We start from the raw sequence: 26,593 nt of genomic DNA on the forward strand, positions 1-26,593 counted from the left end.
GTCAATCTCCTGCTGCGCGGCCCTTGAGGGCGATAATCCCACGGGGGCGGAACTGGATGAAAATAATGATGAAGATGATCATATAGGTTTGGGCCGCCAGCGTGTTCGACGGGTTCAGCCATTCGATGCCTTTTTGCAGGAATCCAATCATCGCGGCCCCGGCCAGCGTACCCCAGATATTGCCAACCCCACCCACAACCACGGTCATAAAGGACTGCACGATGTAATCACTGCCCAGTTCCGACGTGACCTTGGCAAACAGGCCGATGGCGACCCCGGCAATCCCGGCAATCCCAGACCCCAGCCCAAAGGTCAGCATGTTCACCCGGTCCTTGTTGATGCCCATGCTGGACGCCATGCGCGGGTTTTGCGTGACGGCGCGGGTTTCCAGACCCAGCCGCGTGCGTTTCATGATAAACAAAAAGACCCCCAGAAAGATCAGCGCCAGCACGAAAATCGCAATGCGGATATAGCTGATCCCGACCACGTCATTCAGCACCCATGCCCCATCCAGCCACGCGGGCGATGTCAGCGGCCGCGCCTGTGTGCCAAAGATGTTCTTGGCAATCTGTTGCAGGGCGATGGAAATCCCAAAGGTGGCCAGCAGCGTTTCCAGCGGTCGGTTGTACAGCCAGCGGATCACCAGCCGCTCCATCGCGACACCAGCGACGAAGGTCACGGCAAAAGCCATCGGGATCGCCACGATGATCGACAGGGTGTAATCGGGGATGATCTGCTGCACGACATAGCCGGTATAGGCGCCCATCATGATGAATTCGCCGTGAGCCATGTTGATCACCCCCATGACGCCGAACGTGATCGCCAGCCCGATCGCCGCCAGAAAATAAATCGAGGCCAGCGACAGCGCATCCAGCCCCAGATCCAGCGCCTGATTCAAGCCAACGCGCAACTGGATCGCGCGCAGCGCCTCTTGCGCGGCATCGGTCACGGCTTTGGCGGGTTCGTCATAGACATCGGCAAAGCTGTGGGATGCCAGTGCAGCATCCACATCGGCATCTGTCACGCTTGGGGGGGCTTTGCCCGCATCGGCCAGCGCAGCATAGGCGCGGGTGCGGGCCGCATCGGTGTTCAACTGTGCCAGCGGAACACCCCCCACCGCACCATCCGCAACATGCGCGGCCAGTGTATTGCGAATTTCAGCGGGTGACACACGCGGCATCGCCAGCCCCGCCGACACCAGCATGTCATAGGCCGCGTCCCTCGACAGCGCCTCGCTGCCCGGTTTCAGCACTGCGGCAATGTTCAGCGCCTTGTCTGGCTCGCCCGCGAACACACGGCGCTGGGTGGACAGCAGCGGGTTCAACGTCGCGCGGACATCTACGCCCAGATCAGTGCGGAACCCGTTAATCGCCACGATCCGCGACGACAGTTCCGGGTCAAAGGCAATGGTCAGCAACCGTTCCAAACGCCGCTTTTTGGCCTGAAGCGCAGCATCCGGTTCATTTGTAACGGCCTTGCGCAGCGGGGCCAGATGATCCGCCGCTGGGGCGCGTTCAATCGCCACCACAGCATCCCAGCGCCGGGCTGGATCCGGGTCTGACAGTTGGAACTGCACCAGCGCCGTGCCGATCAGCGCCCGGATGCCGCTGTTGGGTTTCAACTGGTCCAGATCGCCCTTGTCGGCCTGTCCCACGCTGTCGCCGGTATCGAAATCAATCAGATCATAGGCGCCGTTCCCCGCACTTCTGCCCAGAAAAAACAACCCATCGGATTTGCGCTGCCACATGTCCTTGGCCTGCCACGTTTCCAGCAAGGTCTGCGCCTGCGGCAAGCCGCTGTTGGCCAGCGCATCAATCGCGGGCTGGATCGTCTTGCGCGAGCTTTTCTCGATCAAGGCGCGGTGGGATTGCAGGATGTCCTGCACAGGACCAGCCGCCGCGCCCATCGGCAGGGCAAGCAGGGCCAGTGCAAGCAGGAAAGAAAGGAAATGCCGCATATGGGGAACCGGGATGTTGGATACGTCAGAGGGAGAGAGGCGCGCCCGCCTCTCTCGTCAGGCAGTCAGATCAGTAGTTCGATTTGATCTGCACACAGGTGTTGGTGTCGGTGTTGTACATACCGCAGCCAAGGCTTTCCCAATCCGATTTCAGCACAGCCGATTCCGGCAGGAAATCCGTCCACGCATCACCGGGAACTTCGGTGGTCTGGCTGATGATGTCGAACTGACCATCGGCCTGAATTTCCCCGATCAGCACCGGCTTGGTCAGGTGGTGGTTCGGCAGCATTTTCGCGGTGCCGCCGGTCAGATTTGGCACTTCGATGCCGTACATCTTGGCGCGCACAGCATCCACATCGGTGGTGCCAGCCGCTTCGACCGCTTTGACATACATGTTGAAGCCGATCACATGCGCTTCCATCGGGTCGTTGGTCACGCGGGCGTCACCCATGCGGGCTTTCCACGCTTTCACGAACTCGGCGTTGGTTTCCGATTCCGCCGACTGGAAATAATTCCACGCCGCCAGATGCCCCACCAAATTCGAAGTATCCAGTCCCGCCAGTTCTTCTTCCCCGACCGAGAAGGCCACCACGGGAATATCATCCGCCGACACACCCGCCGCGGCCAGTTCTTTGTAGAACCCGATATTGGCATCGCCGTTGATGGTGCTGATCACGCCCACCTTTTTACCATCCGCGCCCAGTGCCACCACGTCAGCCACGATCTTCGACCAGTCCGAATGCCCGAACGGGGTGTAGTTCACGAAAATGTCGTCCTTGGCGATCCCCTTGGACACCAGATAGCTTTCCAGAATGTTGTTCGTGGTGCGCGGGTACACATAATCCGTTCCCAGCAACGCGAATTTTTCGACCCCCAGTTCCTCCAGAAAATAATCCGTGGCCGGGATTGCCTGCTGGTTCGGGGCCGCGCCGGTGTAGAACACGTTTTTCGACGATTCCTCGCCCTCGTACTGCACCGGATAGAACATCAGCCCGTTCAGTTCTTCGATCACCGGCAGAACCGATTTGCGCGAAACGCTGGTCCAGCAGCCAAAGATCACATCCACGTCCTGCACTGTCAGCAACTCGCGCGCTTTTTCCGCGAACAGCGGCCAGTCCGAGGCCGGGTCAACGACCACCGCTTCCAGTTTCTTGCCCAGTACGCCGCCCTTGGCGTTCTGTTCGTCTATCAGCATCAGCATCGTGTCTTTCAGGGTGGTTTCCGAAATCGCCATCGTGCCGGACAGCGAATGCAGTACGCCCACCTTGATCGTGTCTTCGGCGGCAAAGGCCGGGGCAGTCAGGCTTAGCGACAGCGCGCCCGCCAGAGTGGCTTTGATAAAGTTCATTGTCATCCTCCTGACGCGGTTGCAGGCGTGGCCTTGCAACAGGCGGGGCAAATGCCTACCTGATCCGCGCAACATTGTTTTCGTTGCATCCGTGTGGCGGCTGGCGTGATTTTCTAGGTCTGGCCGGTCGTCCACACACCCCGGCGGTTGGTTGGCTGTCGTTTGGTGCAGACAACGCCACTTGGGCAGCTTCAGCAAAGTCAGGTTCGTGCTGCACCTGCAAACATCCCGTCCAAAGCTGATCCCCACTTCCCTCACTTTGCCCAATTCAAAGGCGAAACTGGCGTGATCTGATTATTTTTCATGCACTCAAGGCGCGAATCCCGTATCGAAGCCCGCTTTTTGAGCATCAAACTTCCTCGTGCTGCCTCTCTGTGCGACTCGTTGCACAACGAATGGAGGGGCCAATTACCGACCTGACACACATAAAGCCCGCCGCTTTGGCCTTTGGGCAGCCCCGTGCGCAGGGCCGCGCCCTGATCCGTGCAAAAGCACGCGATGGGCAATCGGTGCTGTCGGACCTGAAAACCTCGGGCTGTCTGAAAACCCTGTTTCCGCGCGGCGAACGCGACCGCCTGACCGGCGTTTTTCTGAATACTGCCGGGGGGATAACAGGTGGGGACAGTCTGCACTTCCATGCGACGGCCCGTGACGGTGCACGCCTGTGCCTGACCACGCAAGCCGCCGAACGCATCTATCGCGCCCAGCCGGGGGAAATCGGCCACGTTGAAAATCATCTGACGATCGAAACCGGGGCGCGGCTGGATTGGTTGCCACAGGAAACCATCCTGTTTGACCACGGCGCACTGGACCGCACCCTGTCTGTCGATATGGCGGCTGACGCCTGTTTTCTGGCGGTTGAATCGTTGATTCTGGGGCGCAGTGCGATGGGCGAAACTCTGACCCAAACGCATCTGACCGACCGGATTCGCATTCGGCGCGGTGGTCATCTGGTCTTTGCCGACACCCTGCGCCTGACCACGCAAACCCTGCCCCGCCTGACCGCCCCGGCCATGCTGGGCGACAACCGCGCGCTGGCCTCGGTCCTGTTTGTCGCGCCGAATGCTGACGCCCATCTAAGCGCCCTGCGTGATCTGATGCCCGCCACTGGTGGCGTATCCCTGATCCGCCCCGGCGTGTTGTTTGCCCGCCTTCTGGCAATTGACAGCTTTGCCCTGCGTCAATCGCTGATCCCCGTTCTGACCCATCTGAACGGCGCTAATCTTCCCCGAACATGGATGATCTGACATGAACCTGACCCCACGCGAAAAAGACAAACTGCTGATCGCCATGGCGGCCGAGGTCGCCCGCAAGCGGCTGGCCCGTGGCGTGAAACTAAACCACCCCGAAGCCATCGCCCTGATCACCGATACCGTTGTCGAAGGTGCCCGCGACGGGCGCAGCGTAGCCGACATGATGGAAGCCGGGGCGCAGGTGATCACCCGCGAACAGTGCATGGAAGGCATCCCCGAGATGATCCACGAAGTTCAGGTCGAAGCCACCTTTCCCGACGGCACCAAACTTGTGACCGTCCACAACCCGATCCGCTGAAAGGACCATATCATGAAATACTTTATCACTGTTCTTCTGGCCCTGACTGCTGCCCCCGCTTTGGCCCATGACGGGATGCACCTGCATCCCCATGCGGATCATTCCAGTTGGCTGCCCCTGATCGCCGGGTCTGTTGCGGTGGGATTGGTCGCGTTGCTGGCATGGGGCCGCAAATGATCCCCGGCGAATTGTTTCCCGCCGCTGGCACCCTGACGTTGAACGAGGGGCGTGACGCCATCACCCTGATGGTCGCCAATACCGGCGACCGTCCGGTTCAGGTGGGTTCGCACTATCATTTCTTTGAAACCAACCCTGCGCTGGATTTTGACCGCCCCGCCGCGCGCGGAATGCGGCTGGACATCGCCGCAGGCACCGCCGTGCGGTTTGAACCCGGCCAACGCCGAGAGGTCACGCTGGTCCCGATTTCAGGGGCGCGGGTAGTCTATGGCTTCAATCAGGCCGTCATGGGGGCGCTGTGATCTTTTATTTCGATCATCCCCAAGGCGTCCGCCCCGGCGCGTCCCCGCCCCACCTTCGGGTCGGGCGCGAACCGTATTTGAAACATTGAGTAAATAGAAAGCAGTCCCATGCCCACCCAAATCTCTCGTGCTGACTATGCCGCAATGTATGGCCCCACCACCGGCGACCGGCTGCGGCTGGCCGATACCGATCTGATCATTCAGGTCGAACGCGACCTGACCACCTATGGCGAGGAGGTGAAGTTCGGCGGAGGCAAGGTGATCCGCGACGGGATGGGCCAATCGCAGGCGACCCGCGCCGCTGGGGCCGTGGATACCGTGATCACCAACGCGCTGATCGTGGATCATACCGGCATCTACAAGGCTGACGTAGGGCTAAAGAATGGGCGCATTCACACCATTGGCAAGGCGGGCAACCCCGACACCCAGCCCGGCGTGGACATCATCGTTGGACCGGGAACCGAGGTGATCGCGGGCGAGGGGCGCATTCTGACCGCAGGCGGGTTTGACAGCCATATCCACTATATCTGTCCGCAACAGATACAGGACGCGCTGCATTCTGGCCTGACCACCATGTTGGGCGGTGGCACCGGCCCGGCGCATGGCACGCTGGCCACCACCTGCACCCCCGGACCGTGGCACATTGGGCGGATGCTGCAATCCGCCGATGCGTTTCCGATGAATCTGGCCTTTGCGGGGAAGGGCAACGCCAGCCTGCCCGCCGCGCTGGAAGAACAAGTTCGCGCCGGGGCCTGCGCCCTGAAGCTGCACGAGGATTGGGGAACAACCCCCGCCACGATTGATTGCTGCCTTGGCGTGGCCGATGCGATGGATGTGCAGGTGATGATCCACACAGACACGCTGAACGAATCCGGGTTTGTCGAACATACGGTAAAGGCCATGAAGGGCCGCACCATCCACGCGTTTCATACCGAAGGCGCAGGCGGCGGCCACGCCCCGGACATTATCAAAATTTGCGGCGAAAGCTTTGTTTTACCCTCCTCGACCAACCCGACACGGCCCTTCACCGTCAACACGGTAGACGAACATCTGGACATGCTGATGGTCTGTCACCATCTGGACAAATCCATCCCCGAAGACGTGGCATTCGCCGAAAGCCGCATCCGCCGGGAAACCATCGCGGCCGAGGATATCCTGCATGACATGGGTGCCTTTTCCATCATTGCCTCCGACAGTCAGGCGATGGGCCGCGTGGGCGAGGTGCTGATCCGCACATGGCAGACCGCCGACAAAATGAAAAAGCAACGCGGCCGCCTGCCCGAAGAAACCGGCGAGAACGATAATTTCCGCGTCCGCCGCTATATTGCGAAATACACGATCAACCCGGCCATCGCCCACGGTATCGCGCATGAAATCGGCAGCATCGACCCCGGCAAACGCGCCGATCTGGTGCTATGGAACCCGGCCTTTTTCGGGGTGAAGCCGGAAATGGTGCTGATGTCCGGCATGATCGTCATGGCACAAATGGGCGATCCCAATGCGTCAATCCCAACGCCGCAGCCCGTTTACAGCCGTCCGATGTTCGGTGCCTATGGCCGCGCGGTCGAACATTCTGCCGTCACCTTCGTGTCCGAAGCGGCGCAGGCGGACGGCATCCGCGAAAAACTGGGACTGGCAAAGCAAACCGTCGCCGTGCGCAACACCCGCGACATCGGCAAGGCCGACCTGAAACTGAACAACGCCCTGCCCCATATCGAGGTCCACCCCGAAACCTACGAGGTCCGCGCGGATGGCGAATTACTGACCTGTCAGCCCGCCGAAACCCTGCCGATGGCGCAACGCTATTTCATGTTCTAATGGCTGTGCTGCGTTGCCCCCTGTTTTACGCGTTGGATCGGCCAGCCGGGGCGCATCCCCGGCAGGGTGGTCCCATCGCGCGACGGCAGCGCCGCGCGCAACGCCGCTTCGCGGGCTGTCAGCCGCGCAATTTCCGCCCGTACTTTCATCAGTTCCTCTGCAATGCTCAACATCTGCCCCCTTACTGTGAATCATTCCGGTCAGGGGCAGGATCACGCCAAATATTTAAGAAAGCCTGAAGGACAAACCATGCCCCTTCCCACCGCCCACACCATCGCCCGCGCCGGAACCTGGACCGGCACCGCGCTGACCGTCACGCTGACCTATGACGACAGATTCCTGCGCCGCAAACGGCTGATTGCGGATGATGGCACCGCCTTTTTGGTTGACCTAGAACACACCGAAAACCTGAACGAAGGGGATGCGTTTATCTCTGGGCCACAGGGGGAACATAAAATCGCCGTGCGCCCGGCACCTGAAAATCTGCTACAGGTCACAGGGGTCGATCTGCCCCGGCTGGCATGGCATATCGGCAACCGCCACACCCCCTGTCAAATTGAACCGGGGCGTCTGCTGATCCAGCGCGATCATGTGATTATGGCGATGCTATCCCATCTGGGCGCGACCGTGACCGACGTTCACGAACCCTTCACCCCCGAAGGCGGCGCATATGGCCACGGTCGCACCCACGCGCATGAGCACGGCAAAACCTTGCATTCGCATTCGCATGACCATGCGCACGATCACGGCCACCATCATCATGATCACTAACAGCGCCCTTCTGACCTTGGCACAATGGCTGTCGCCTGCCTATCCGGTGGGCGCGTTCAGCTATAGTCACGGGTTGGAATGGGCCATCGAAGCACAACAGGTCACAAATGCCACCACGTTCCGCGATTGGCTTCGGGACATTCTGATCCACGGCACCGGGCGCAACGACGCGATCTTGCTCTGCCACGCGTACAGGGCCAACACACCCGATGACATTGACGAACTGGCCCGCGCGTTTGCCCCATCGGCAGAGCGGCTATTGGAAACAGAACAGCAAGGCGCGGCCTTTTGCCGGACCACTGCGGCGATCTGGGGCAATAGCCTGCCCGCGCTGACTTATCCCGTTGCGCTGGGATATGCGGCGGCCCGCCACGGCATTCCGCTGCCTCAAACAGTGGCGATGTATCTGCACGCCTTTGCCAGCAACCTCACGTCAGCCGCGATCCGTCTGGTGCCGCTGGGCCAGACCGAAGGCCAAACTGTGCTGACCGCGCTGGCCCCGCTGTGTGAAACGCTGGCACAGGACGCACCCCATCTGCCGCTGGATGCGCTTGGCGGCGCGGTCATGCTGGCCGATGTCGCATCCATGAAACACGAAACCCAATACACAAGGCTTTTTCGCTCATGACTTCTCCTCATGGTCCCCTTCGTATCGGCATCGGCGGCCCGGTGGGCGCCGGGAAAACCACGCTAACCGCCAACCTGTGCAAGGCGCTGTCACAGAAATATTCTATCGGCGCGATCACCAATGACATCTACACCCAAGAGGACGCCGAAGCCCTGATGCGGATGCAGGTGCTGCCACAAGACCGGATCATCGGCGTCGAAACCGGCGGCTGCCCGCATACTGCGATCCGCGAGGACGCCTCGATCAACCTTGCGGCGGTGGATGAAATGCGCAAACGCCACCCTGATCTGGAAATCGTCCTGATCGAATCCGGCGGCGATAACCTGTCAGCCACGTTCAGCCCGGAATTGGCGGATGTGACGCTGTATGTAATCGACGTTGCCGCAGGCGAAGAAATCCCCCGCAAGGGCGGCCCGGCGATCACCAAATCCGATCTGTTAATCATCAACAAAACCGATCTGGCCCCCTATGTCGGCGCGTCACTAGACGTCATGGACCGCGACGCCACGAAAATGCGGGCGGGGCGGCCCTTTGTTTTTGCGGCCCTGCGCCACGGCACCGGCGTTGATGACATCATCACCCATATCGAAGACATCGGCGGGTTGGTCCCGGTCGCCTGACTGGAAAAGCCTGAAATTTAACCCCTTTTCGCGGCGCGATGTACCAACCTATCCCGCCGCGAAAATTTCCGGTGAACCGGCGCGGCACCCGGTCCATACTGGGAACCAGACCACAGCAACGGGCATCCAATGGCCATTATCGCAAGCATCCACCACCTGACCCATTACAAATACGACCGCCCCGTGACGCTGGGCCCGCAGATCATCCGCCTGCGCCCGGCCCCGCATGGGCGAACGCGGGTCATTTCCCATTCGCTGAAGGTGGGGCCGCAACCGCATTTCGTGAACCACCAGCAAGACCCCTATGGCAACTGGATGGCCCGGTTCGTATTTCCCGAACCCGTGACGGAATTCAAAATCGAGGTCGACCTGACCGCCGATATGTCGGTCTATAACCCCTTCGATTTCTTTGTCGAAGAAAGCGCCGAACATTGGCCGTTTGAATACCCGTTGGATTTCGATCAGGATTTGACGATCTATCTGAAACCCGAACACACGGGGCAGCATTTCGATCAATTCATGCAGACCGTCCCACGCACGAAGCGGCAGATCGTCGATAAACTGGTCGAACTGAACCAGATGGTCGCCAATCGTGTCGATTACACGATCCGCATGGAACCGGGGGTGCAAACCCCGGATGAAACGCTGGAAAAAGGCAGCGGATCATGCCGCGATTCCAGTTGGCTTCTGGTGCAGGTGTTGCGCCATCTGGGGATCGCGGCGCGGTTTGTTTCCGGCTATCTGATCCAGCTGAAACCCGACCTGAAGGCGCTGGATGGCCCTTCGGGGACCGAGGTGGATTTCACCGACCTGCACGCTTGGGTCGAGGCATATATTCCCGGCGCGGGGTGGATCGGGCTGGACCCGACCAGCGGGCTTTTGGCGGGCGAAAGCCACATTCCGCTGGCCGCCACACCGCATTATCGCAACGCCGCCCCGATCGCGGGCATGGCCAGCTTTGCCGAGGTGGATTTCAATTTTGACATGCAGGTGAAACGTGTGGCCGAACACCCGCGCATCACCAAACCGTTTTCAGACGACGCATGGGATGACCTGCTGAAGCTGGGCCAAAAGGTCGACGACAGCTTGACCGAAGGCGATGTACGCCTGACGATGGGCGGGGAACCCACCTTTGTTTCCATCGACGATTTTGAAAGCGACGAATGGAATACTGCCGCCGTCGGCCCGCAAAAACGCGGGTTGGCCGATACGTTGATCCGCCGCTTGCGGGACCGCTTCGCCCCCGGTGGCTTCCTGCATTATGGGCAGGGCAAATGGTATCCGGGCGAAAGCCTGCCGCGCTGGACCTTCTCGCTATACTGGCGCAAGGACGGGATGCCGGTTTGGAAAAATCCCGATCTGATCGCACGCGAAACCGTGGATCACAAAGCCAGCGCATCAGAAGCCGGGCGCTTCCTGAAAACCTTTGCCGAAAAGCTGGGTGTCGATCCCGAATGCGCCCAGCCCGCCTATGAAGACCCCGGCGAATGGATCCTGCAAGAGGCGCAACTGCCGCCAAACGTGACGCCCGAAAATTCCAAACTGAAAGACCCCGAGGCGCGCGCCCGCTTTGCCCGCGTGTTTTCGCGTGGGTTAACCGAACCTGCGGGCTATATTTTGCCAGTTCAACGCTGGCAAACGCGGGCGTCCTCGCGGTGGTTATCCGAGGTCTGGAAGGCGCGGCGCGGCCATCTGTTCCTGATCCCCGGTGACAGCCCTGTCGGCTTCCGTTTACCTTTGGGGGCATTGCCGTTCATTCCGGCGTCGCAATACCCATACGTCTATGCGCCCGACCCGTCATTGCCGGTTGCTGCACTGCCAGATTTCCATGCGGCCCTGTCCGAAAAGCGGCGCAAAGCAGTGCAAGCGGAAATCGACCGCATTGCCGCCGAAGAGGCCGAAATCGCCCGCATGACCCCGGATGTGTCCAGCGACCATATCCAGCCCGAAACCATGACCGCGCAGGACGACACCGAACGTCAGCAGATAAACCAGCAAGGTGTCGACCCGGCCGACAGCCGCGTCCGCACGGCCATCGCCGTCGAACCCCGCGACGGGCGGTTATGCGTCTTTATGCCCCCCACCGAAACGCTGGAGGATTATCTGGAACTGCTGGCCACTGCCGAAGCAGCCGCCGAAGAAACCCGCCTGCCCGTCCATATCGAAGGGTACGCCCCACCCCATGACAGCCGCCTGAACGTGATACGCGTGGCCCCCGACCCCGGCGTGATCGAAGTGAACATTCATCCCGCAAGCAATTGGGACGATTGCGTTGCCACCACACAGGCCATCTATGAAGAAGCCCGCCAATCCCGGTTGGGCGCGGATAAGTTCATGATCGACGGGCGGCACACCGGCACAGGTGGCGGCAATCATGTGGTTGTGGGCGGCGATACACCGGGGGATTCCCCGTTCCTGCGGCGGCCTGATCTGCTGCGCTCTTTGATCCTGTACTGGCAGCGGCACCCGTGCTTGTCCTACCTGTTTTCGGGTCTGTTCATCGGCCCCACCAGCCAAGCCCCCCGCATTGACGAGGCCCGGCACGACAGCCTGTACGAGTTGGAAATCGCCCTGTCGCAAATCCCGAATCCGGGCGAAGGCACGACCCCGCCACCGTGGCTGGTGGACCGACTGTTGCGCAACATCCTGATTGATGTGACCGGCAACACCCACCGGGCGGAAATCTGTATCGACAAGCTGTATTCGCCAGACGGTCCCACCGGGCGGTTGGGGCTGGTGGAATTCCGCGGCTTCGAGATGCCACCGGATGCCCGCATGTCGCTGGCCCAGCAATTGCTGATCCGCGCCATCATCGCCCGCATGTGGAAATCCCCGCTGCACGGCAAACCCGTGCGCTGGGGGACTGTACTGCACGACCGCTATATGCTGCCACATTTCCTGTGGCAGGATCTGCTGGATGTGCTGCGCGATCTGGGCGACCACGGGTTTGACATGAACCCCGACTGGTTCAAGGCGCAGGCCGAATTCCGGTTCCCGTTCTGCGGCGCAGTCACCTACGAAGGCACGACGCTGGAAATCAAACAGGCGCTGGAACCGTGGCATGTGCTGGGCGAAACCGGGGCCATCGGCGGCACTGTGCGCTATACCGACAGTTCGGTGGAACGGCTTCAGGCCAAGCTGATCACCCCGAACCCGGACCGCTATATCGTCACCTGCAACCAACGCCGCGTTCCGCTGACCGCAACAGAGGAAGCGGGAACATTCGTGGGTGGGGTGCGGTTCAAGGCATGGCAACCCGCATCGGCCCTGCATCCGATTTTGCCAGTCAATGCGCCGCTGACCTTTGATATTTTCGATACATGGTCAAATCGGGCCATTGGTGGGTGTATCTACCATGTCGCCCACCCCGGCGGGCGGAATTACGACACCTTCCCAGTGAACGGAAACGAGGCCGAGGCCCGCAGGCTTGCACGGTTCCAGCCGAACGGGCATACATCGGGTTCGTATATTCCACCCATCGAAACGCCGCACCCCGAGTTCCCGTTAACCTTGGATTTGCGGCGCCCCACAGGGGTTTGACCCATGTCTGACGCATCCGCCGCGCCGGAACAATTGCCCGGCGCGGATATCCTCAGCGATTACACCGTACCCCCCGGCACGGCGGATGAGCTGTTCGATGCGGAAAACCGGATGCGCCCGGTTTGGGAACCGTTTCTATCCCGGCTGGCCGATCTGACACCGGATGAAATCAGCGAACGGATCGCGCGCGGGGATCAATATCTGCGTGACGCCGGGGTGTATTTCCGGCGCTATTCCGATCAGACCCCGGCAGAACGAGATTGGCCGCTTAGCCATATCCCCGTGCTATTCCCGGAACAGGAATGGGACCAGATCGCCGCCGCCCTGACCCAGCGGGCGGATATTCTGGAACGGATCGTGGCCGACATCTATGGCGATCAAACCCTGATCCGGGATGGCTATCTGCCTGCCAGCCTGTTGGCGGACAACCCCGAATGGCTGCGCCCGATGATGGGGGTGCGGCCCACCTCGGGGCATTTTCTGCATCATCTGGCGTTTGAAATCGGGCGCAACCCGGACGGAAGCTGGTTTGTCCTGGGCGACCGCACACAGGCCCCATCCGGCGCCGGATTCGCGCTGGAAAACCGACGCGCCACCAGCCGCGTGTTCCCCGGCCTGTTCGCCAATATCAACATTCACCGACTGGCCGGATTTTTCCGGGCGTTTCAGACGGCATTGGGGGCCGGTGGGCCACAGGGGCGGGACATTCCCGCAATCCTGACCCCCGGCCCCGGCACCGACACCTATTTTGAACATGTCTATATCGCCCGCTATCTGGGCCTGATGCTGCTGGAGGGCGAAGATCTGACCGTGGAAAACGGTCGTGCGATGGTGCGCACGGTGGACGGGTTGAAACCTGTCAGCCTGCTATGGCGGCGCATGGATGCACGTTTTGCCGATCCACTGGAACTGGACGAAGCATCACGGATCGGCACCCCCGGCCTGATCGGGGCAATCCGGGCGGGGCATTTGCGTATGGTGAACGCACTGGGGTCCGGGGTGCTGGAAACCCGCGCCCTGATGGCCTTTGTTCCACGCATCGCCGAAGCGGCGTTTGGCACGCCGCTGATGATGCCCAATATCGCAACATGGTGGTGCGGCACCGCCCCGGAACGTGACTATGTCATTCGCAACGCTGACCGCATGACCATTGGCCCGGCACTGACGACAAACCTGCCGTTTGACGCCAGCACAGTCTACGCCATTGCCGGAAAACTGGGCGATCCGGCGCAGGGTCTGCTGCCGGATTGGATCACCCGGAATGGCCCCCAACTGGTTGCCCAAGAGGCCGTAACGCTGTCCACCACGCCGGTCTATGACCAAGGCAAGCTGTACCCTCGTCCGATGACTGTCCGCGTGTTCATGGCCCGCACAGACCAAGGATGGTCCATCATGCCCGGCGGCTATGCCCGGATCGGGATGTCGGGTGAAAGCACCGCCCTGTCCATGCAGCGGGGCGGATTGGTGTCAGATGTATGGGTGGTCGCGGATGCCCCCGTTGCCAATGAAACCCTGACCCCGACAGAAACCCAGCAACGCCTGCCGGAAAACCCGCTACCCAGCCGCGCGGCGGATAACCTGTATTGGCTGGGCCGTTATGTGGAACGTACCGAAAACAAGATCCGCCTGCTACGGGCTTATCATTTGCGACTGGAAGAAACCGGCACCCCCGAAGATGCCCGCGTTTCCCATATCGCCGCTTATCTGCAAAGCTTTGGCGCGGATGTCGATCCCGCGACCCCGATCCCACCACGGCTGATGCTATTGATCGACACCGCGACAGGCTGCGCCTCGAAGGTGCGGGATCGGTTTTCGGTTGATGGATGGATTGCGCTGCGTGATTTGCGGCGGACCCTGACCACGCTGGAAAAAACCACCAAACCGGGGCAGGATTGCGCCAAGGCGATGGATGTGTTGCTGCGGATGTTGTCTGGCTTTGCCGGTCTGGTACAGGACAACATGTATCGCTCCTCTGGCTGGCGGTTTCTGGAATTCGGGCGGGCGCTGGAACGGGCCAGCAGCACGGCAAACATGTTGCGCAGCTTTACCAGCCCTGACGCCCCCGAGGGCAGCCTGGACATCGCGATTGAACTGGGCGACAGCGTGATCACGCACCAGCGTCACTATCTGGGCGACCCAACCCGGCAAAGCGTGGTGGATTTGCTGGCGCTGGACATCCACAATCCACGGTCAATTCTGTTCCAGTTGGATACGATACGCAATTTGCTGGACGGTCTGCCCCATCCCGACGCGCCCAACCAGATGCCCCCCCTTCAAAAAGAGGCCTTGCGCCTGCACACGGAACTGGCGGTCGCCACGCCCAACCACATGACACCCGATGCCCTGCACAGTCTGGAAAGGGCGCTTTTCGCGCTGTCTGTCGACCTTGGCGCGACCTATTTCAGGTAGACCCCGCGATGCTGTATGATTTGTCCCTGACCCTTGAAAACAACTATGCCAGCAGCACGGATAACGCCCGAAACGTGATCCGCATTTTGCCACCGACCTTGCCGGGACAGCAGCAATTGATCAGTGGTCAGATCGACATCAGCCCATCCCCGGATGAACGCATTGATCGCACTGATTTTTTTGGGAACTTCGTCACAGAAGTTGCGTTTCGCCACCCCCTGACGGCCCTGACCGTAACACTAAAGGCACGGGTCGCACGGGGGGCGCGGGCCTTGGTGATGGATTTATCGCCCCCCCTGAACGGACTGCGGCAAGAGCTGCAAAGCTCGACCGATCTGACCCCGGCATCGCCGCTGCATTACCTGACCGCATCACCCCGCGTCACGCTGGATCGGCCCTTTCGTGATTTTGCCGACGACACAGTGACAGCCACGATGACGGCCCTTCAGGCGGTGCAGGCCGTAGGGCTGCGCCTGCATCGGGAAATGACCTTTGACGCGACGGCCACAGACGTGGACACCCCCCCGGCGCAGGCGTTCAAAAACCGGCATGGGGTCTGTCAGGATTTCAGCCACATCATGATTGCCTGCCTGCGTAGCATGGGGATACCCGCCGGTTACGTCAGCGGCTTCCTGCGCACCACCCCCCCCGAAGGACAAGAGCGACTGGAAGGCGCAGACGCCATGCACGCATGGGTCCGGGCATGGTGCGGCAAAGAGGTGGGATGGGTGGAATACGACCCAACAAATGACCTGCTGGTGGGCGAAGATCATATCGTCGTGGGCTACGGACGGGATTATTCAGATGTGGCCCCGCTCAAAGGGGTGCTTCGCACATCGGGGGGGCAGACGGGAACGCATCGGGTGGATGTCATCCCGGTGAAAGAGCCGAGGGACGAACCGATGCCTCCCGACTGCACGTCAGATATATAAGCCCCCCGACGCTGCCCATATCATCGGGGCGGACATCCCCACAAAAGAAAAGCGCGCCCCGAAGGACGCGCAGGAGGGAGGAGGATGCATGATTGGTAACTTACCAGTCGTTCGGCCCCTTATCCGCGAATTTGTGAACAAGGAAGTCGATGAAAGCCCGAACTTTGGGCTGCGTGAAACGGCCCGGAGGATAGACCGCATAGATACCTTGCGTTTCCGTGGGCAGATCGGGAATGGCATCCAGAACCTGCCCCTTGGCCATCGCATCGGCGTAAAGGAACGAATGAAGATAGGCGATACCCAGCCCCGAAACGGCGGCGTTCAGCAGCGATTGCCCGTCATTCACGCTTAGCCAGCCAGCGGTGCGCACCTGCCGTTTTTCGCCCGATGGCGCGGTCAGTTTCCACATATTGCCCGCCGATTGGTTGGAATAATGCAGCAGCTTGTGGTCATTCAGATCGTCGATCTTCTGCGGGCGGCCATAGCGTTCAAAATAGGCCGGGCTGGCGATCATACGTTTGGTGGTTTCCGTCAGCTTGCGGGCGCGCAGGGTGCTGTCTTCCAGCTCGCCAATGCGGATGGCCATATCGAAGCCTTCGCTGATCAGTTCCACATAACGGTTATTCAGCACCATATTCACCGTAATATCCGGGAATTCAGCCAAAAACTCACCCAGAACCGGGCTAAGATGATTAACGCCGAAATCGGTGGCAACACTGATCCGCAACAGACCCGACGGGGCCGATTGCATGGATGTCACCAGCGCGTCAGCCTCGCCCGCGTCATTCAGAACACGGCGGGCGCGGTCGTAATAGGCCAGCCCGATTTCCGTAGGCGACACCCGCCGCGTGGTGCGATTCAACAGGCGGGCGCCCAGCCGCGCTTCCAGACTGGAAACATGCTTGGACACCGCAGATTTAGAGATACCCATCTTTTTGGCGGCATCGGTAAATCCACCCTGATCCACTACTGTGGCGAATGCTTCCATTTCGGTCAGGCGGTCCATGTTTGATACCCTTCAGTCGTCTTTTTCGTCAGGGTCAGGTATGCAAGCCAATTGGGGCGCGACTGGGGCAGAGGGCGGACAATATCGGGGTTTTATCCGGGATCGTTTGCGGCACAGAAACAGGGAAACAATCACACCGGAATGGGATCAGCGCGGAAACACCAGCTCGGCCAGCGTGATCCAGACCGGCAATGTCACCGTCGCCAGCAGCGTGGTTTGCGCCACCAGCGTCGCGGATAATTCCCGGTCCGCGCCAAACCCCGCCGCCAGAACATGCGCGGCGGATGCCGTGGGCAGGGCCGAAAACAGGATCAGCGTTGCCGCTATGGCGGGGTCCGCGTGAAACAGCAGGCAGGCGGCAAATGTTGCCGCGGGGGTTACGATCAGTTTGGTGGCAACGATGATGCCGCTGAACCTGTCCAGCCGCGCCAATGCCCCCCAGTTCATTGTGGCCCCCACGGAAATCAGCGCCACGGGAATCGCCGCACGGGACAGCATTTCCAGCGGGGCCATCACCGGGCCGGGTATCGTGATCCCCGACAGCCCCACAAGAACACCCGAAGACGAGGCCAAAAGAAACGGGTTGGTTGCCACCTTTTTCATTGTCTGGCGCAGGTCGCCACTGCCACGGGACAGGGCCGTTACAGCAAACACATTGGCCATCGGGATCGCCATGCCCACGGTTACGGCCAGAATGCCCACGGGCTTGCCAGACAGCGTTTCAATCGCCACAAACCCCAGCGCCGTATTGAACCGCCACGCGGTTTGCCATGCCCCGGCAAAATCGGTGAACCGGACAGGGCCGAAGCGCCGCGCCAGATACCCAACAGACAGCGACACCAGCAAAATCCCCCACGCCGCCGGGCCGATGCGCAGGATGTCCGCCACAGCAATCGGGCGGCTGGAGGCAGCAACAAAAATCAGCGTCGGGAACAGGATTTCAAAATTCAGCCGATCCAGCCCTTGCCACGCGCCCGCAGACAGCCTGTTGCGGATCAACCCGCCCAGACAGACCATCAAAAAGCTGGGCAGCAAACCCAGAAGGATCGTCAGAAAGACCATGATATTCCCCTTGCGCAGGCTTTCTTAGGCCCGCGCAAAGGGAAGGTACAAGCGAATTACAACCCCGCCGCCAACCGGGTGCCTTGATTGATGGCGCGTTTGGCATCCAGTTCCGCCGCCACATCCGCGCCGCCGATAACGTGGCAGGATATGCCTGCGGCCTGCAAGTCATCGGCCAGCGTCCGTTCGGGCAATTGACCGGCACACAGGATCACGGTGTCCACCTCGATCAGGGTTGGATTTTCACGTGCTTCGCCAAAGGTGATGTGCAGGCCTTGGTCGTCGATCTTTTCGTAATTCACGCCGCCGATCATTTTCACGTCTTTCATTTTCAGCGCGGCACGGTGAATCCAGCCTGTCGTTTTACCCAACCCTTTGCCCAGTGCGCGGGCTTTGCGTTGCAACAACGTGACCTCCCGCACGGGCGGTTCGGGTTGCGGGCCTTCGGGGGCCAGACCGCCGCGCACGGCTTCGGGATCGGCCACGCCCCATTCGCGCAGCCATTCCGGCAGGTCCAGCGTCGGGCTGTTCCCCGTCACCAGATATTCGGCAACATCAAACCCGATCCCGCCCGCACCAATCACGGCAACCCGCTGACCCACGGGTTTCTGATCGCGCAGCACGTCAATATAGCTCAGAACATTGTCACGATCCTGACCGGGAATACCGGGATCGCGGGGGGTGACGCCGGTGGCGATGATCACATGATCAAACCCTTTCAGCATGTCCACCGTGGCATCCGTCGCCAGTTTAACCGTGATGTCCATGGACGCGACCATGCGTTCGTACCAATCCACCAGCCCGTGAAATTCCTCTTTCCCCGGAATTTGCCGGGCCATGTTCAATTGCCCGCCAATCCGGTCCGCACGATCAAACAGGGTGACGGCAAAGCCACGCTCTGCCGCTGTCAGCGCCGCCGACAGACCCGCAGGCCCAGCCCCCACGACAGCCACAGATTCTGATGCCGCCGCCGGGGTGATCGCCAGTTCCGTTTCATGGCAGGCCAGCGGGTTCACAAGGCACGAGGTCAGCTTGCCGCCGAATGTGTGATCCAGACAGGCCTGATTACAGCCAATACAGGGCGCAATCAGCCCGGCCTGTCCGCGTTCCGCTTTGACCACGAAATCGGGATCAGCCAGAAAGGGCCGCGCCATAGACACCATATCGGCGCAGCCTTCGGCCAGAACCTGTTCGGCCACATCCGGCATATTGATCCGGTTCGAGGTCACAACCGGAATCCCCACCTTGCCCATCAGCTTCTTTGTCACCCATGCAAAGGCGCGGCGCGGCACAGATGTGGCGATAGTCGGCACCCGTGCTTCGTGCCAGCCGATGCCGGTATTGATGATCGTCGCACCGGCTTTTTCCACCTCTTGCGCCAGTTGCACCACTTCGTCAAAGGTGGACCCGTTCGGCACCAGATCAATCATCGACAAACGGTAGATGATGATGAAATCCGTCCCCACGGCCTGCCGGGTCCGGCGGACCACCTCTAGCGGCAGGCGCATCCGGTTTTCATAGGAACCACCCCAGCGATCCGTGCGTTTGTTGGTATGGGTCACAAGGAACTGGTTCAGGAAATACCCTTCGGACCCCATGATTTCCACACCATCATATCCGGCCTTTTGCGCCAGAACGGCAGCGTTCACGATGTCCCCAATTTGCTTTTCAATGCCGTCTTCATCCAGTTCCGCCGGGGCAAAGGGGGAAATGGGCGATTTCACCGGCGATGGGGCCACGCATTTGGGATTATAGGCATAGCGCCCGGCGTGCAGGATTTGCATGGCGATCTTACCGCCCGCGTCATGCACGGCCTTGGTGATGACGGTGTGATTGGCAACGTCCTGATCGTTCATCATACCGGACGCGCCGGGCAGAACGCCGCCTTCGAAATTGGGCGCAATGCCGCCCGTCACCATCAATGCCACCCCCCCACGGGCGCGGGCCGCGTAAAATTCGGCCACGCGGGGCCAGTCTTTGGTTTCTTCCAGCCCCGTGTGCATAGACCCCATAAGGGTACGGTTCTTCAGGGTGGTATGGCCCAGATCCAACGGGGCCAACAGGTGCGTATATGATGTCATTGCGTGCCTCCCAGCTTTGCACCATCTGGGCAAAGCGGCTGGGTTTTGTCACGCTCAACGCAGCGTCAGGCTGCGAAACAACGCCCCTGAAGCATCATGAATTTTCCACGCAATAGCGCCGGAACGCGCGTTTCAGCATATCCAGTTCTTCGCGCAGCAGCGTCACTTCGGCCCGGATGTCATCGGACAGGGCTTCGCCAGCCAGAATGGCGAAACTATCCAGCGCCTCGCCCGTGCGTTTGTCCCGGATCAGGAAGGTTTGCACACCATCCGACAACGCCTGAACCGGCACCGGAACGCGCACGACCCAATGGCCGTTTTCCCGGTCTTCCGTCATTTCCAGCCCCAAAACGGGTTCGTTCAGATGGGTGACTTCCAGTTCTGGCTGAAGATTATCCATCGAGGCCGACGTCAGGAACCCTTCCCATACGCCTTCGAACAGGCGGGTTTTGGTCAGTTTCAGGTCGCTCATCTACGGCTCCTACAATTCGGCGCGGGGGCGGCGGCTAAAGGTCAGATCGCGGATCGTGACCTGATTCATTTCCGGCCCTTCAAAAATCAGATCAATCCACGCCTTTTCGATCCGCTTTTCATTCAGGCGGGAATAGGCCAGATCGAATTCCACGGTCACTTCATCCTCGTGCAGCGGAAGTTCACGCACCAGTTGTTCGGTATTGGGACCGTGGCGAATGTTCAGCCGGGCAAAGATTTCCAGCGGCTTTTCCATTTCCACAATCGTATCCATACGGATCAGGTGACGTTTTTGCAGCCCATCCACAGCCGCCTGAGGCAGATCAACCACCAAGGACAGGAAGGAACCGTCGAATTTGAACACATCCAGCCGCAGCCCATAAGGGGCCAGATCGGATTCGCGGCTGTTGCGCAACTGGCGCAGGGTCAGTTCGGAAAAGCGGCAATCGTGGAACAGCGTCACCTCCTCCCCCAACGTGCTGCCGTTTTGAACCGACGACATGCCCGGCACTGGCAAGGGACCGCGCCACAGTTCCGGCCGCCAGGACCAATCCGATCCGTGTGGTTTACGGAATGCGGTATTGCCAATCAGCGGCAAGGCCAGCCTGTTGTCAGCTTCATGAATCAGCGCGTCCAGATGCAGGCGTAAATCCCGCGCCATGCTGCGTTGCTGCCGCAGGCGTGACAGGCTGGCATTGCCCGCCTCGCGCGCCAGCTTCGCCCAGCGGCTAACGACGCGGCGATGGACGATAGAATTCACAAGGCGACGGTTGATCAAAGGCATCAGGCGCAGTCCGGGCAAAGAATACCCCATCCTAATATGCGGAAAAGGATTAATTAAATAGCCGCTGGAACAGGTTTTTACGATTTTTCGGGGATGCAGCAGGCGTATCCGCTGCTGGACGGGGGGCAGCCACCGCAACGGTTGAGACACGGGCGGCCCTATTTGCGCTGGCGGTGCGGGTAGCAGTGGCCAGCGATTGCAGCAACGATTTACCCCCAGCGTCCGCAATATCGCCATTGCCATAGACAGCCAGCGCCAGAACTGCACCGTTCACGGCCATCGCACCGCGCCAATGCCGGGGGTCGCTGCCTTCGGGGACACGTTTGGCATCGGACACCCGGATCAGGCTAAGCCCATCCGATTGGCCGCGGTCCAGAATTTCACCTTCGCCCAACGCACGGGTAATCGCAGTGGCATCCGCGCCCTGCCCGTCCTGCGGCAGCAATGCCGAAACGGTCAGGATAGCAGGCGGCACCATCGTGCCGCTGGGCAACCCCATCAAGCCATCGCAGCCCGCCATCAAAACGAAACCCGCCTTCGCGTGATCGCGTGTGCTGGCATCATCGACGCAGTAACCTTCGGGCGCTTGCACCACCACAGCACCGCCCAGCAAGACGGCTTGCCGGTTTGGCATCCGGTCTTGCGTCTGGCCACCATCCGCAGGCAGGCATCCCGCCAGCGCCATCAGCGCCGCGCCGCACAGGACCAGCTTTTGTCTGGAACCCGGAATCTTCCCCATCCCCCAATCACTTGCCCGTAAAACCCGGACCAAACCACGTGTTACCGGATCGGGATAACGAAGCCCGCAGGGCCAGACAAGCCCGCGCCGGAACAAAGCAGTGTGACGGCGACGTGATCTGACAGGGGCCATCCCCCCTGTTGCCCCGCCGCAAAGCAGGGTAAAGCTGTTCTCGCGCCCGGTTCGGGTGCCTGATACCACGGACGGCCAGACCATGCCCCCAGCCTACGCCCCGCACGAACGGTTCATCCGCCCAGCCCGCCCGACGGCGGAATTATGGCGTCTGGCGCTGGGAATCGTGATGGGCACGGTCATTTTCGCCGGGCTGCAATGGGCGCTGTTGGCGCTGATGTTCGTGCTGCTTAGTCCCGATCAGATGATGACGCTGCAAACCGAAATCGCGCTGGGACATACCCAGATGGGCGCAGTAATGATGCTGGCCAGTTTCGGGTTGATGCTGATTGCCGTGGCTGCCGTGGTGAACCAATTGCACCGCCGCCCGGTATACAGCCTGTTTGGCAACAGGCGGCTGGTGATCTGGCAATTCGGGCTGTCGCTGGCGGCGCTGGCACTGTTGAATCTGGTGATCTGGATTTTATCCCCCTCCGAATTCCTGACGGCCCCACAGCCGGGTGTCCCGCTGACGGATTGGCTGCGCATCCTGCCGCTGGCCCTGCCTGCGCTGTTGATTCAGGTCAGCGCCGAAGAAGTGCTGTTTCGCGGCTATCTGCAACAACAACTGGCGGCGCGGTTCCAATCTCCGCTGATCTGGATGGTGGTCCCGTCTGTTTTGTTTGGTCTGCTGCATTACCGCCCGGATCTGGGCGGCACCGAATGGCTGCTGATCGGCTGGGCCGTGGTTTTCGGCCTGCTGGCCGCCGACCTGACCGCCCGCAGCGGAACGCTGGGTCCGGCAATTGCCCTACATCTGGCCACCAATGCCAGCGCAATCCTGTTTGTTTCCGCCGATGACATGCTGTCGGGGCTGGCGCTGTACCGGCTGCCGAACGCCTTGAACGACCCCGCGTTGTTGTGGCCCTATTTGTTGATCGACCTTGGGGTGATGCTGACCTCTTGGTTGGCGGTGCGACTGGCGCTGAAATGCTGAACCGCCTGCGCTATGCCCCGCATGATGGTTATGCCGCACCAGCGCGGCCCACAGCGGAACTGCCCCGTCTGGTTCTGGGCGTGATCCTGATCGAAGCGATGTATGCCACACTGCTGCATTTGCTGGATGCCGCGCTGACCCCACTGCCGCTGGATTGGACCGAAGGCTATTATTACGGCACCACGCGGCTGGGCCTGATCGCGCAATTGATCAGCTTCGGGCTGCTGGCCGGGGCGGTGATCCTGACCGCCCGCCTGCTGCATCAACGCGGCCCGCACAGCCTGCTGGGTGGGGGCTGGGGCATTCCGCAGCTTTGGATCACGCTAAAGGCCGTGCTGGGTGTGTTCCTGCTGATCGAACTGATCCCCCCCTATTGGAATGCAGACGGGATGGAAATGAACTCTCCCGTGACATGGCTGCTGCTGTTGCCGGTGTCGCTGTTTGCATTGCTGATGCAAACCGGGGCCGAGGAAATATTCTATCGTGGCTATATCCAGCAACAACTGGCCGCACGGTTCCGATCGCCGTGGATCTGGATGGTGGGGCCGAACCTGTTATTCGCCGCCGCACATTTCGACGACACCCAACCGCTGACCGATGCCATGCAATATGTCATCTGGGCCTTTTGCTTCGGGCTGGCGACATCTGATCTGACAGCGCGCACCGGATCGTTGGGCGCGGCTGTGGGGTTCCATCTGGCCAATAACGTCTATGCCTTTTTGCTGTTTGGGGACATGGACCAGCCCGATAGCGGGCTGGCACTGCTGCTGTTCCCTGCCCCAGAAACCGTGCTGCCCGATCCGACAACACCGCTATTCAGCCTTAGCTTTGGGGTGGAACTGGTGATTGTCGGCCTGATGTGGCTGGCAGCACGGGTTGCGCTGCGCCGCTGATTGCATTTCCCTTGCGTCCGCCTTATCTGACGGGGCAACACTTCTTAACAGGGGCCGTTCCGTATGAACTGGATCAACAACTACGTCCGCCCGCGCATTAACTCGATTTTCTCGCGCCGCGAGGTGCCGGAAAACCTTTGGACGAAATGCGACGAATGCGGAACGATGCTGTTCCACCGCGAACTGTCGGACAACCTGAATGTCTGCACCAACTGCGGGCATCACATGGCGATTTCCCCCCGCGAACGGTTCAAGGCGCTGTTCGACGGCGGCGTTTTCAACGAAATCAAAGTCCCCGAACCCGTCACTGACCCGCTGCATTTCCGCGATCAGAAAAAATACCCTGACCGGATGAAAGCCGCCCAGAAATCCACCGGCGAGCACGAGGCCATGCTGGTTGCGACTGGCGAAATCGGTCGCACGCCCATCGTGGCCGCAGCGCAGGATTTCAGCTTTATGGGCGGGTCGATGGGCATGTATGTCGGCAATGCCATCGTTGCCGCCGCAGAACGCGCGGTCGAACTGAACCGCCCGCTGGTGCTGTTTTCCGCCGCAGGGGGCGCCCGGATGCAAGAAGGCATCCTGTCCCTGATGCAAATGCCCCGCACCACTGTCGCCGTGCAAATGCTGAAAGAAGCGGGCCTGCCCTATATCGTTGTGCTGACCCACCCCACCACCGGCGGCGTCACCGCATCCTATGCGATGCTGGGCGATGTGCAGATCGCGGAACCCAACGCGCTGATCTGTTTTGCCGGGCCGCGCGTGATTGAACAAACGATCCGCGAAAAGCTGCCCGAAGGGTTCCAACGCGCCGAATACCTGCTGGATCACGGGATGCTGGACCGCGTAACCCCGCGCCCGCAAATGCGGGACGAACTGATTTCGATCACCCGGATGTTGCTGGGCCTGCCACAAGCAATTGCCGGTGAGCTACCCGAACCAAGTCCCGAAACCACCCCAGAAACGAAAGCGGCCCAACCCGCCAAGGATGACGCCAAGAAATGACGGCCCAAGGTTCGGACCTTATCCTTGAACGTATGATGGCGCTTCACCCAAAGGTGATAGACCTGACACTGGACCGGATGTGGCGGCTGCTGCACGCGCTGGACGATCCACAAGACCGCCTGCCGCCAGTGATCCATATCGCCGGAACGAATGGCAAAGGATCGACCCAAGCCATGATCCGCGCCGGGCTGGAAAGCGCCCAGAAAACGGTTCACGCCTATACCTCGCCACATCTGGCGCGGTTTCATGAGCGCATCAGGCTGGCCGGGGATTTGATTTCCGAAACTGCGCTGACGCAGATTTTGGACGAATGCTATGCCACCAACGAAGGTGGCAATATCACCTATTTTGAAATCACCACGGCGGCAGCTTTGCTGGCCTTTGCCCGCACCCCGGCGGATTACACCTTGTTAGAGGTGGGGCTGGGCGGGCGGCTGGATGCCACCAATGTGATCGCGCAACCGGCGCTGACGATCATCACCCCCGTTTCCATAGATCACGAGGCATTCCTGGGCGACACGCTGGCCAAGATTGCGGGCGAAAAGGCCGGGATCATCAAACGCGGCGTTCCCTGCATTGTCGGCCCCCAACCAGACGAGGCGCTGGAGGTGATCGAAGCCACCGCCGAACGGCTGGGCGCACCACTGATCGCCCACGGGCAACACTGGCACGTTTGGGAAGAACGCGGGCGGTTGATCTATCAGGATGAAACCGGCCTACTGGACCTGCCGCTGCCCAACCTGCCCGGCGCACATCAGTTGCAAAATGCCGGGGCAGCGCTGGCCGCCCTACGCCATCTGGGGTGCAGCGATACCGCCGCCGAAGCCGCCGTGACCAAGGCCCATTGGCCCGCCCGGATGCAACGCCTGCGCCAAGGCCCGCTGATTGATGCCGCCCCACAGGCCGATCTGTGGCTGGACGGCGGCCACAACCCCGCTGCGGGTCTGGCGCTGGCCGCCCATCTGGCCAGCCTGCCCAAGCGCCCCACCTATCTGATCTGCGGGATGCTGAACACCAAGGACATCACGGGCTACCTGTCCCCGATGGCCCCGCATGTCACGCGCCTGACTGCTGTCTCGATCCCCGGCGAAACCAATACCCTGCCCGCCGACACCACGGCCCAAGCCGCGCAAAAGTCAGGAATGCAGGCCGATACCGCCGCATCGGTGCTGGACGCCGTGCGCCAAATTGCGGCCAGCGACCCCCACGCGCGTATCCTGATTTGTGGCTCTCTTTATCTGGCTGGTGCCATTCTACGCGAAAATAGCTGAAAACACCGCCATCCCGCGCGGTTCGAATCAGATACGGTTGACTGATTCTCTATGATTCGCCTATGGTGTAGGCAGGTTTTCCCCGGTGGTTCACACCATCGGTCCGCCATGCCCTGTGAT

General features: G+C 60.7%; 24 protein-coding genes. 15 read left to right on the forward strand and 9 right to left on the reverse strand.

What is annotated here, in order from left to right; translation table 11 throughout:
* Position 1: 1 nt before the first annotated feature.
* Positions 2-1,957: an urea ABC transporter permease subunit UrtB gene (urtB, locus tag FN828_RS00445; protein WP_142491409.1), complete on the reverse strand. Its 1,956-nt coding sequence runs from the start codon at positions 1,955-1,957 to the stop codon at positions 2-4.
* Positions 1,958-2,027: 70 nt separating this feature from the next.
* The gene (gene urtA / locus FN828_RS00450) at positions 2,028-3,305 is read right to left on the reverse strand and encodes an urea ABC transporter substrate-binding protein (protein ID WP_142491410.1); all 1,278 of its coding nucleotides are present in this window, start codon (positions 3,303-3,305) and stop codon (positions 2,028-2,030) included.
* Between the two features lie 395 nt (positions 3,306-3,700).
* On the opposite strand from urtA, the gene FN828_RS00455 reads away from it, so the two are divergent.
* The 5 genes from FN828_RS00455 to ureC all read left to right on the forward strand — a co-directional run bounded on the left by FN828_RS00455 (position 3,701) and on the right by ureC (position 7,153).
* A complete protein-coding gene (locus FN828_RS00455; RefSeq protein ID WP_142491411.1) occupies positions 3,701-4,552 on the forward strand; it encodes an urease accessory protein UreD in 852 nt (283 codons plus the stop codon).
* A gap of 1 nt (position 4,553) precedes the next feature.
* A complete protein-coding gene (locus FN828_RS00460; RefSeq protein ID WP_142491412.1) occupies positions 4,554-4,856 on the forward strand; it encodes an urease subunit gamma in 303 nt (100 codons plus the stop codon).
* A 12-nt stretch (positions 4,857-4,868) separates the two neighbouring features.
* The gene (locus tag FN828_RS00465) at positions 4,869-5,033 is read left to right on the forward strand and encodes a peptidase M23 (RefSeq protein WP_142491413.1); all 165 of its coding nucleotides are present in this window, start codon (positions 4,869-4,871) and stop codon (positions 5,031-5,033) included.
* Positions 5,030-5,335 carry an urease subunit beta gene (locus FN828_RS00470; protein ID WP_142491414.1) on the forward strand — a complete coding sequence of 102 codons (306 nt, stop codon included), beginning with the start codon at positions 5,030-5,032 and terminating at the stop codon, positions 5,333-5,335. Before FN828_RS00465 ends, FN828_RS00470 begins: the two co-directional genes overlap by 4 nt.
* A 108-nt stretch (positions 5,336-5,443) precedes the next feature.
* Positions 5,444-7,153 (forward strand): urease subunit alpha, encoded by a 1,710-nt coding sequence (ureC, locus tag FN828_RS00475; RefSeq protein ID WP_142491415.1) that lies wholly within the window; start codon positions 5,444-5,446, stop codon positions 7,151-7,153.
* Here ureC and FN828_RS20430 read toward each other — a convergent pair.
* Positions 7,150-7,323 carry a hypothetical protein gene (locus FN828_RS20430; RefSeq protein ID WP_185958892.1) on the reverse strand — a complete coding sequence of 58 codons (174 nt, stop codon included), beginning with the start codon at positions 7,321-7,323 and terminating at the stop codon, positions 7,150-7,152. The genes ureC and FN828_RS20430 overlap by 4 nt on opposite strands.
* Positions 7,324-7,402: 79 nt before the next feature.
* Here FN828_RS20430 and FN828_RS00480 point away from each other — a divergent pair, with 79 nt between their 5' ends.
* The 6 genes from FN828_RS00480 to FN828_RS00505 all read left to right on the forward strand — a co-directional run bounded on the left by FN828_RS00480 (position 7,403) and on the right by FN828_RS00505 (position 16,053).
* Positions 7,403-7,924, forward strand: a complete 522-nt coding sequence (locus FN828_RS00480) for an urease accessory protein UreE (RefSeq protein WP_142491416.1) — start codon at positions 7,403-7,405, stop codon at positions 7,922-7,924.
* Positions 7,914-8,552 (forward strand): urease accessory protein UreF, encoded by a 639-nt coding sequence (locus FN828_RS00485; RefSeq protein WP_142491763.1) that lies wholly within the window; start codon positions 7,914-7,916, stop codon positions 8,550-8,552. Before FN828_RS00480 ends, FN828_RS00485 begins: the two co-directional genes overlap by 11 nt.
* Positions 8,549-9,172, forward strand: a complete 624-nt coding sequence (gene ureG / locus FN828_RS00490) for an urease accessory protein UreG (RefSeq protein ID WP_142491417.1) — start codon at positions 8,549-8,551, stop codon at positions 9,170-9,172. The genes FN828_RS00485 and ureG overlap by 4 nt, the downstream gene beginning before the upstream one ends.
* Before the next feature lie 129 nt (positions 9,173-9,301).
* Positions 9,302-12,712, forward strand: coding sequence for a transglutaminase family protein (locus FN828_RS00495; RefSeq protein WP_142491418.1), 3,411 nt, complete (start codon positions 9,302-9,304; stop codon positions 12,710-12,712).
* 3 nt (positions 12,713-12,715) lie between these two features.
* On the forward strand, positions 12,716-15,121 hold the full coding sequence (locus FN828_RS00500; RefSeq protein ID WP_142491419.1) for a circularly permuted type 2 ATP-grasp protein: 2,406 nt from the start codon (positions 12,716-12,718) through the stop codon (positions 15,119-15,121).
* A gap of 8 nt (positions 15,122-15,129) precedes the next feature.
* Complete coding sequence (locus FN828_RS00505; protein WP_142491420.1) at positions 15,130-16,053, forward strand: transglutaminase family protein; 924 nt, start codon at positions 15,130-15,132, stop codon at positions 16,051-16,053.
* Positions 16,054-16,153: 100 nt separating this feature from the next.
* Here the strand turns inward: FN828_RS00505 and FN828_RS00510 are convergent, their stop codons facing one another.
* The 6 genes from FN828_RS00510 to FN828_RS00535 form a co-directional block, all read right to left on the reverse strand.
* Positions 16,154-17,059 (reverse strand): LysR family transcriptional regulator, encoded by a 906-nt coding sequence (locus tag FN828_RS00510; RefSeq protein WP_142491421.1) that lies wholly within the window; start codon positions 17,057-17,059, stop codon positions 16,154-16,156.
* Positions 17,060-17,206: 147 nt separating this feature from the next.
* Positions 17,207-18,121 carry an AEC family transporter gene (locus tag FN828_RS00515; RefSeq protein ID WP_142491422.1) on the reverse strand — a complete coding sequence of 305 codons (915 nt, stop codon included), beginning with the start codon at positions 18,119-18,121 and terminating at the stop codon, positions 17,207-17,209.
* A 56-nt stretch (positions 18,122-18,177) separates the two neighbouring features.
* Complete coding sequence (locus tag FN828_RS00520) at positions 18,178-20,202, reverse strand: NADPH-dependent 2,4-dienoyl-CoA reductase (protein WP_142491423.1); 2,025 nt, start codon at positions 20,200-20,202, stop codon at positions 18,178-18,180.
* 94 nt (positions 20,203-20,296) lie between these two features.
* Positions 20,297-20,674: a hypothetical protein gene (locus FN828_RS00525; RefSeq protein ID WP_142491424.1), complete on the reverse strand. Its 378-nt coding sequence runs from the start codon at positions 20,672-20,674 to the stop codon at positions 20,297-20,299.
* Positions 20,675-20,683: 9 nt separating this feature from the next.
* Entirely contained in the window at positions 20,684-21,457 is a 774-nt protein-coding gene (locus FN828_RS00530) for a DUF6478 family protein (RefSeq protein ID WP_142491425.1), read from the reverse strand.
* Between the two features lie 49 nt (positions 21,458-21,506).
* A complete protein-coding gene (locus FN828_RS00535; RefSeq protein ID WP_142491426.1) occupies positions 21,507-22,196 on the reverse strand; it encodes a hypothetical protein in 690 nt (229 codons plus the stop codon).
* A 214-nt stretch (positions 22,197-22,410) separates the two neighbouring features.
* Here FN828_RS00535 and FN828_RS00540 point away from each other — a divergent pair, with 214 nt between their 5' ends.
* The 4 genes from FN828_RS00540 (at position 22,411) to FN828_RS00555 (ending at position 26,473) form a co-directional block, all read left to right on the forward strand.
* The gene (locus tag FN828_RS00540; protein ID WP_142491427.1) at positions 22,411-23,304 is read left to right on the forward strand and encodes a CPBP family intramembrane glutamic endopeptidase; all 894 of its coding nucleotides are present in this window, start codon (positions 22,411-22,413) and stop codon (positions 23,302-23,304) included.
* Complete coding sequence (locus tag FN828_RS00545) at positions 23,298-24,197, forward strand: CPBP family intramembrane glutamic endopeptidase (protein WP_142491428.1); 900 nt, start codon at positions 23,298-23,300, stop codon at positions 24,195-24,197. The genes FN828_RS00540 and FN828_RS00545 overlap by 7 nt, the downstream gene beginning before the upstream one ends.
* 63 nt (positions 24,198-24,260) lie before the next feature.
* Positions 24,261-25,202, forward strand: coding sequence for an acetyl-CoA carboxylase, carboxyltransferase subunit beta (gene accD / locus FN828_RS00550; RefSeq protein WP_142491429.1), 942 nt, complete (start codon positions 24,261-24,263; stop codon positions 25,200-25,202).
* Positions 25,199-26,473 (forward strand): bifunctional folylpolyglutamate synthase/dihydrofolate synthase, encoded by a 1,275-nt coding sequence (locus FN828_RS00555; RefSeq protein WP_142491430.1) that lies wholly within the window; start codon positions 25,199-25,201, stop codon positions 26,471-26,473. The genes accD and FN828_RS00555 overlap by 4 nt, the downstream gene beginning before the upstream one ends.
* Positions 26,474-26,593: the final 120 nt, after the last annotated feature.

This window comes from Thalassovita litoralis (genome assembly GCF_900182725.1).
Taxonomy (GTDB): Bacteria; Pseudomonadota; Alphaproteobacteria; order Rhodobacterales; family Rhodobacteraceae; genus Thalassobius; species Thalassobius litoralis.

What these genes read in the sequence shown, in the direction of transcription:
- urtB (WP_142491409.1), bottom strand. Translation starts at nt 1,957, where the DNA reads ATGCGGCATTTCCTTTCTTTCCTGCTTGCACTGGCCCTGCTTGCCCTG.
- urtA (WP_142491410.1), bottom strand. Translation starts at nt 3,305, where the DNA reads ATGAACTTTATCAAAGCCACTCTGGCGGGCGCGCTGTCGCTAAGCCTG.
- FN828_RS00455 (WP_142491411.1), top strand. Translation starts at nt 3,701, where the DNA reads ATGGAGGGGCCAATTACCGACCTGACACACATAAAGCCCGCCGCTTTG.
- FN828_RS00460 (WP_142491412.1), top strand. Translation starts at nt 4,554, where the DNA reads ATGAACCTGACCCCACGCGAAAAAGACAAACTGCTGATCGCCATGGCG.
- FN828_RS00465 (WP_142491413.1), top strand. Translation starts at nt 4,869, where the DNA reads ATGAAATACTTTATCACTGTTCTTCTGGCCCTGACTGCTGCCCCCGCT.
- FN828_RS00470 (WP_142491414.1), top strand. Translation starts at nt 5,030, where the DNA reads ATGATCCCCGGCGAATTGTTTCCCGCCGCTGGCACCCTGACGTTGAAC.
- ureC (WP_142491415.1), top strand. Translation starts at nt 5,444, where the DNA reads ATGCCCACCCAAATCTCTCGTGCTGACTATGCCGCAATGTATGGCCCC.
- FN828_RS00480 (WP_142491416.1), top strand. Translation starts at nt 7,403, where the DNA reads ATGCCCCTTCCCACCGCCCACACCATCGCCCGCGCCGGAACCTGGACC.
- FN828_RS00485 (WP_142491763.1), top strand. Translation starts at nt 7,914, where the DNA reads ATGATCACTAACAGCGCCCTTCTGACCTTGGCACAATGGCTGTCGCCT.
- ureG (WP_142491417.1), top strand. Translation starts at nt 8,549, where the DNA reads ATGACTTCTCCTCATGGTCCCCTTCGTATCGGCATCGGCGGCCCGGTG.
- FN828_RS00495 (WP_142491418.1), top strand. Translation starts at nt 9,302, where the DNA reads ATGGCCATTATCGCAAGCATCCACCACCTGACCCATTACAAATACGAC.
- FN828_RS00500 (WP_142491419.1), top strand. Translation starts at nt 12,716, where the DNA reads ATGTCTGACGCATCCGCCGCGCCGGAACAATTGCCCGGCGCGGATATC.
- FN828_RS00505 (WP_142491420.1), top strand. Translation starts at nt 15,130, where the DNA reads ATGCTGTATGATTTGTCCCTGACCCTTGAAAACAACTATGCCAGCAGC.
- FN828_RS00510 (WP_142491421.1), bottom strand. Translation starts at nt 17,059, where the DNA reads ATGGACCGCCTGACCGAAATGGAAGCATTCGCCACAGTAGTGGATCAG.
- FN828_RS00515 (WP_142491422.1), bottom strand. Translation starts at nt 18,121, where the DNA reads ATGGTCTTTCTGACGATCCTTCTGGGTTTGCTGCCCAGCTTTTTGATG.
- FN828_RS00520 (WP_142491423.1), bottom strand. Translation starts at nt 20,202, where the DNA reads ATGACATCATATACGCACCTGTTGGCCCCGTTGGATCTGGGCCATACC.
- FN828_RS00525 (WP_142491424.1), bottom strand. Translation starts at nt 20,674, where the DNA reads ATGAGCGACCTGAAACTGACCAAAACCCGCCTGTTCGAAGGCGTATGG.
- FN828_RS00530 (WP_142491425.1), bottom strand. Translation starts at nt 21,457, where the DNA reads ATGCCTTTGATCAACCGTCGCCTTGTGAATTCTATCGTCCATCGCCGC.
- FN828_RS00535 (WP_142491426.1), bottom strand. Translation starts at nt 22,196, where the DNA reads ATGGGGAAGATTCCGGGTTCCAGACAAAAGCTGGTCCTGTGCGGCGCG.
- FN828_RS00540 (WP_142491427.1), top strand. Translation starts at nt 22,411, where the DNA reads ATGCCCCCAGCCTACGCCCCGCACGAACGGTTCATCCGCCCAGCCCGC.
- FN828_RS00545 (WP_142491428.1), top strand. Translation starts at nt 23,298, where the DNA reads ATGCTGAACCGCCTGCGCTATGCCCCGCATGATGGTTATGCCGCACCA.
- accD (WP_142491429.1), top strand. Translation starts at nt 24,261, where the DNA reads ATGAACTGGATCAACAACTACGTCCGCCCGCGCATTAACTCGATTTTC.
- FN828_RS00555 (WP_142491430.1), top strand. Translation starts at nt 25,199, where the DNA reads ATGACGGCCCAAGGTTCGGACCTTATCCTTGAACGTATGATGGCGCTT.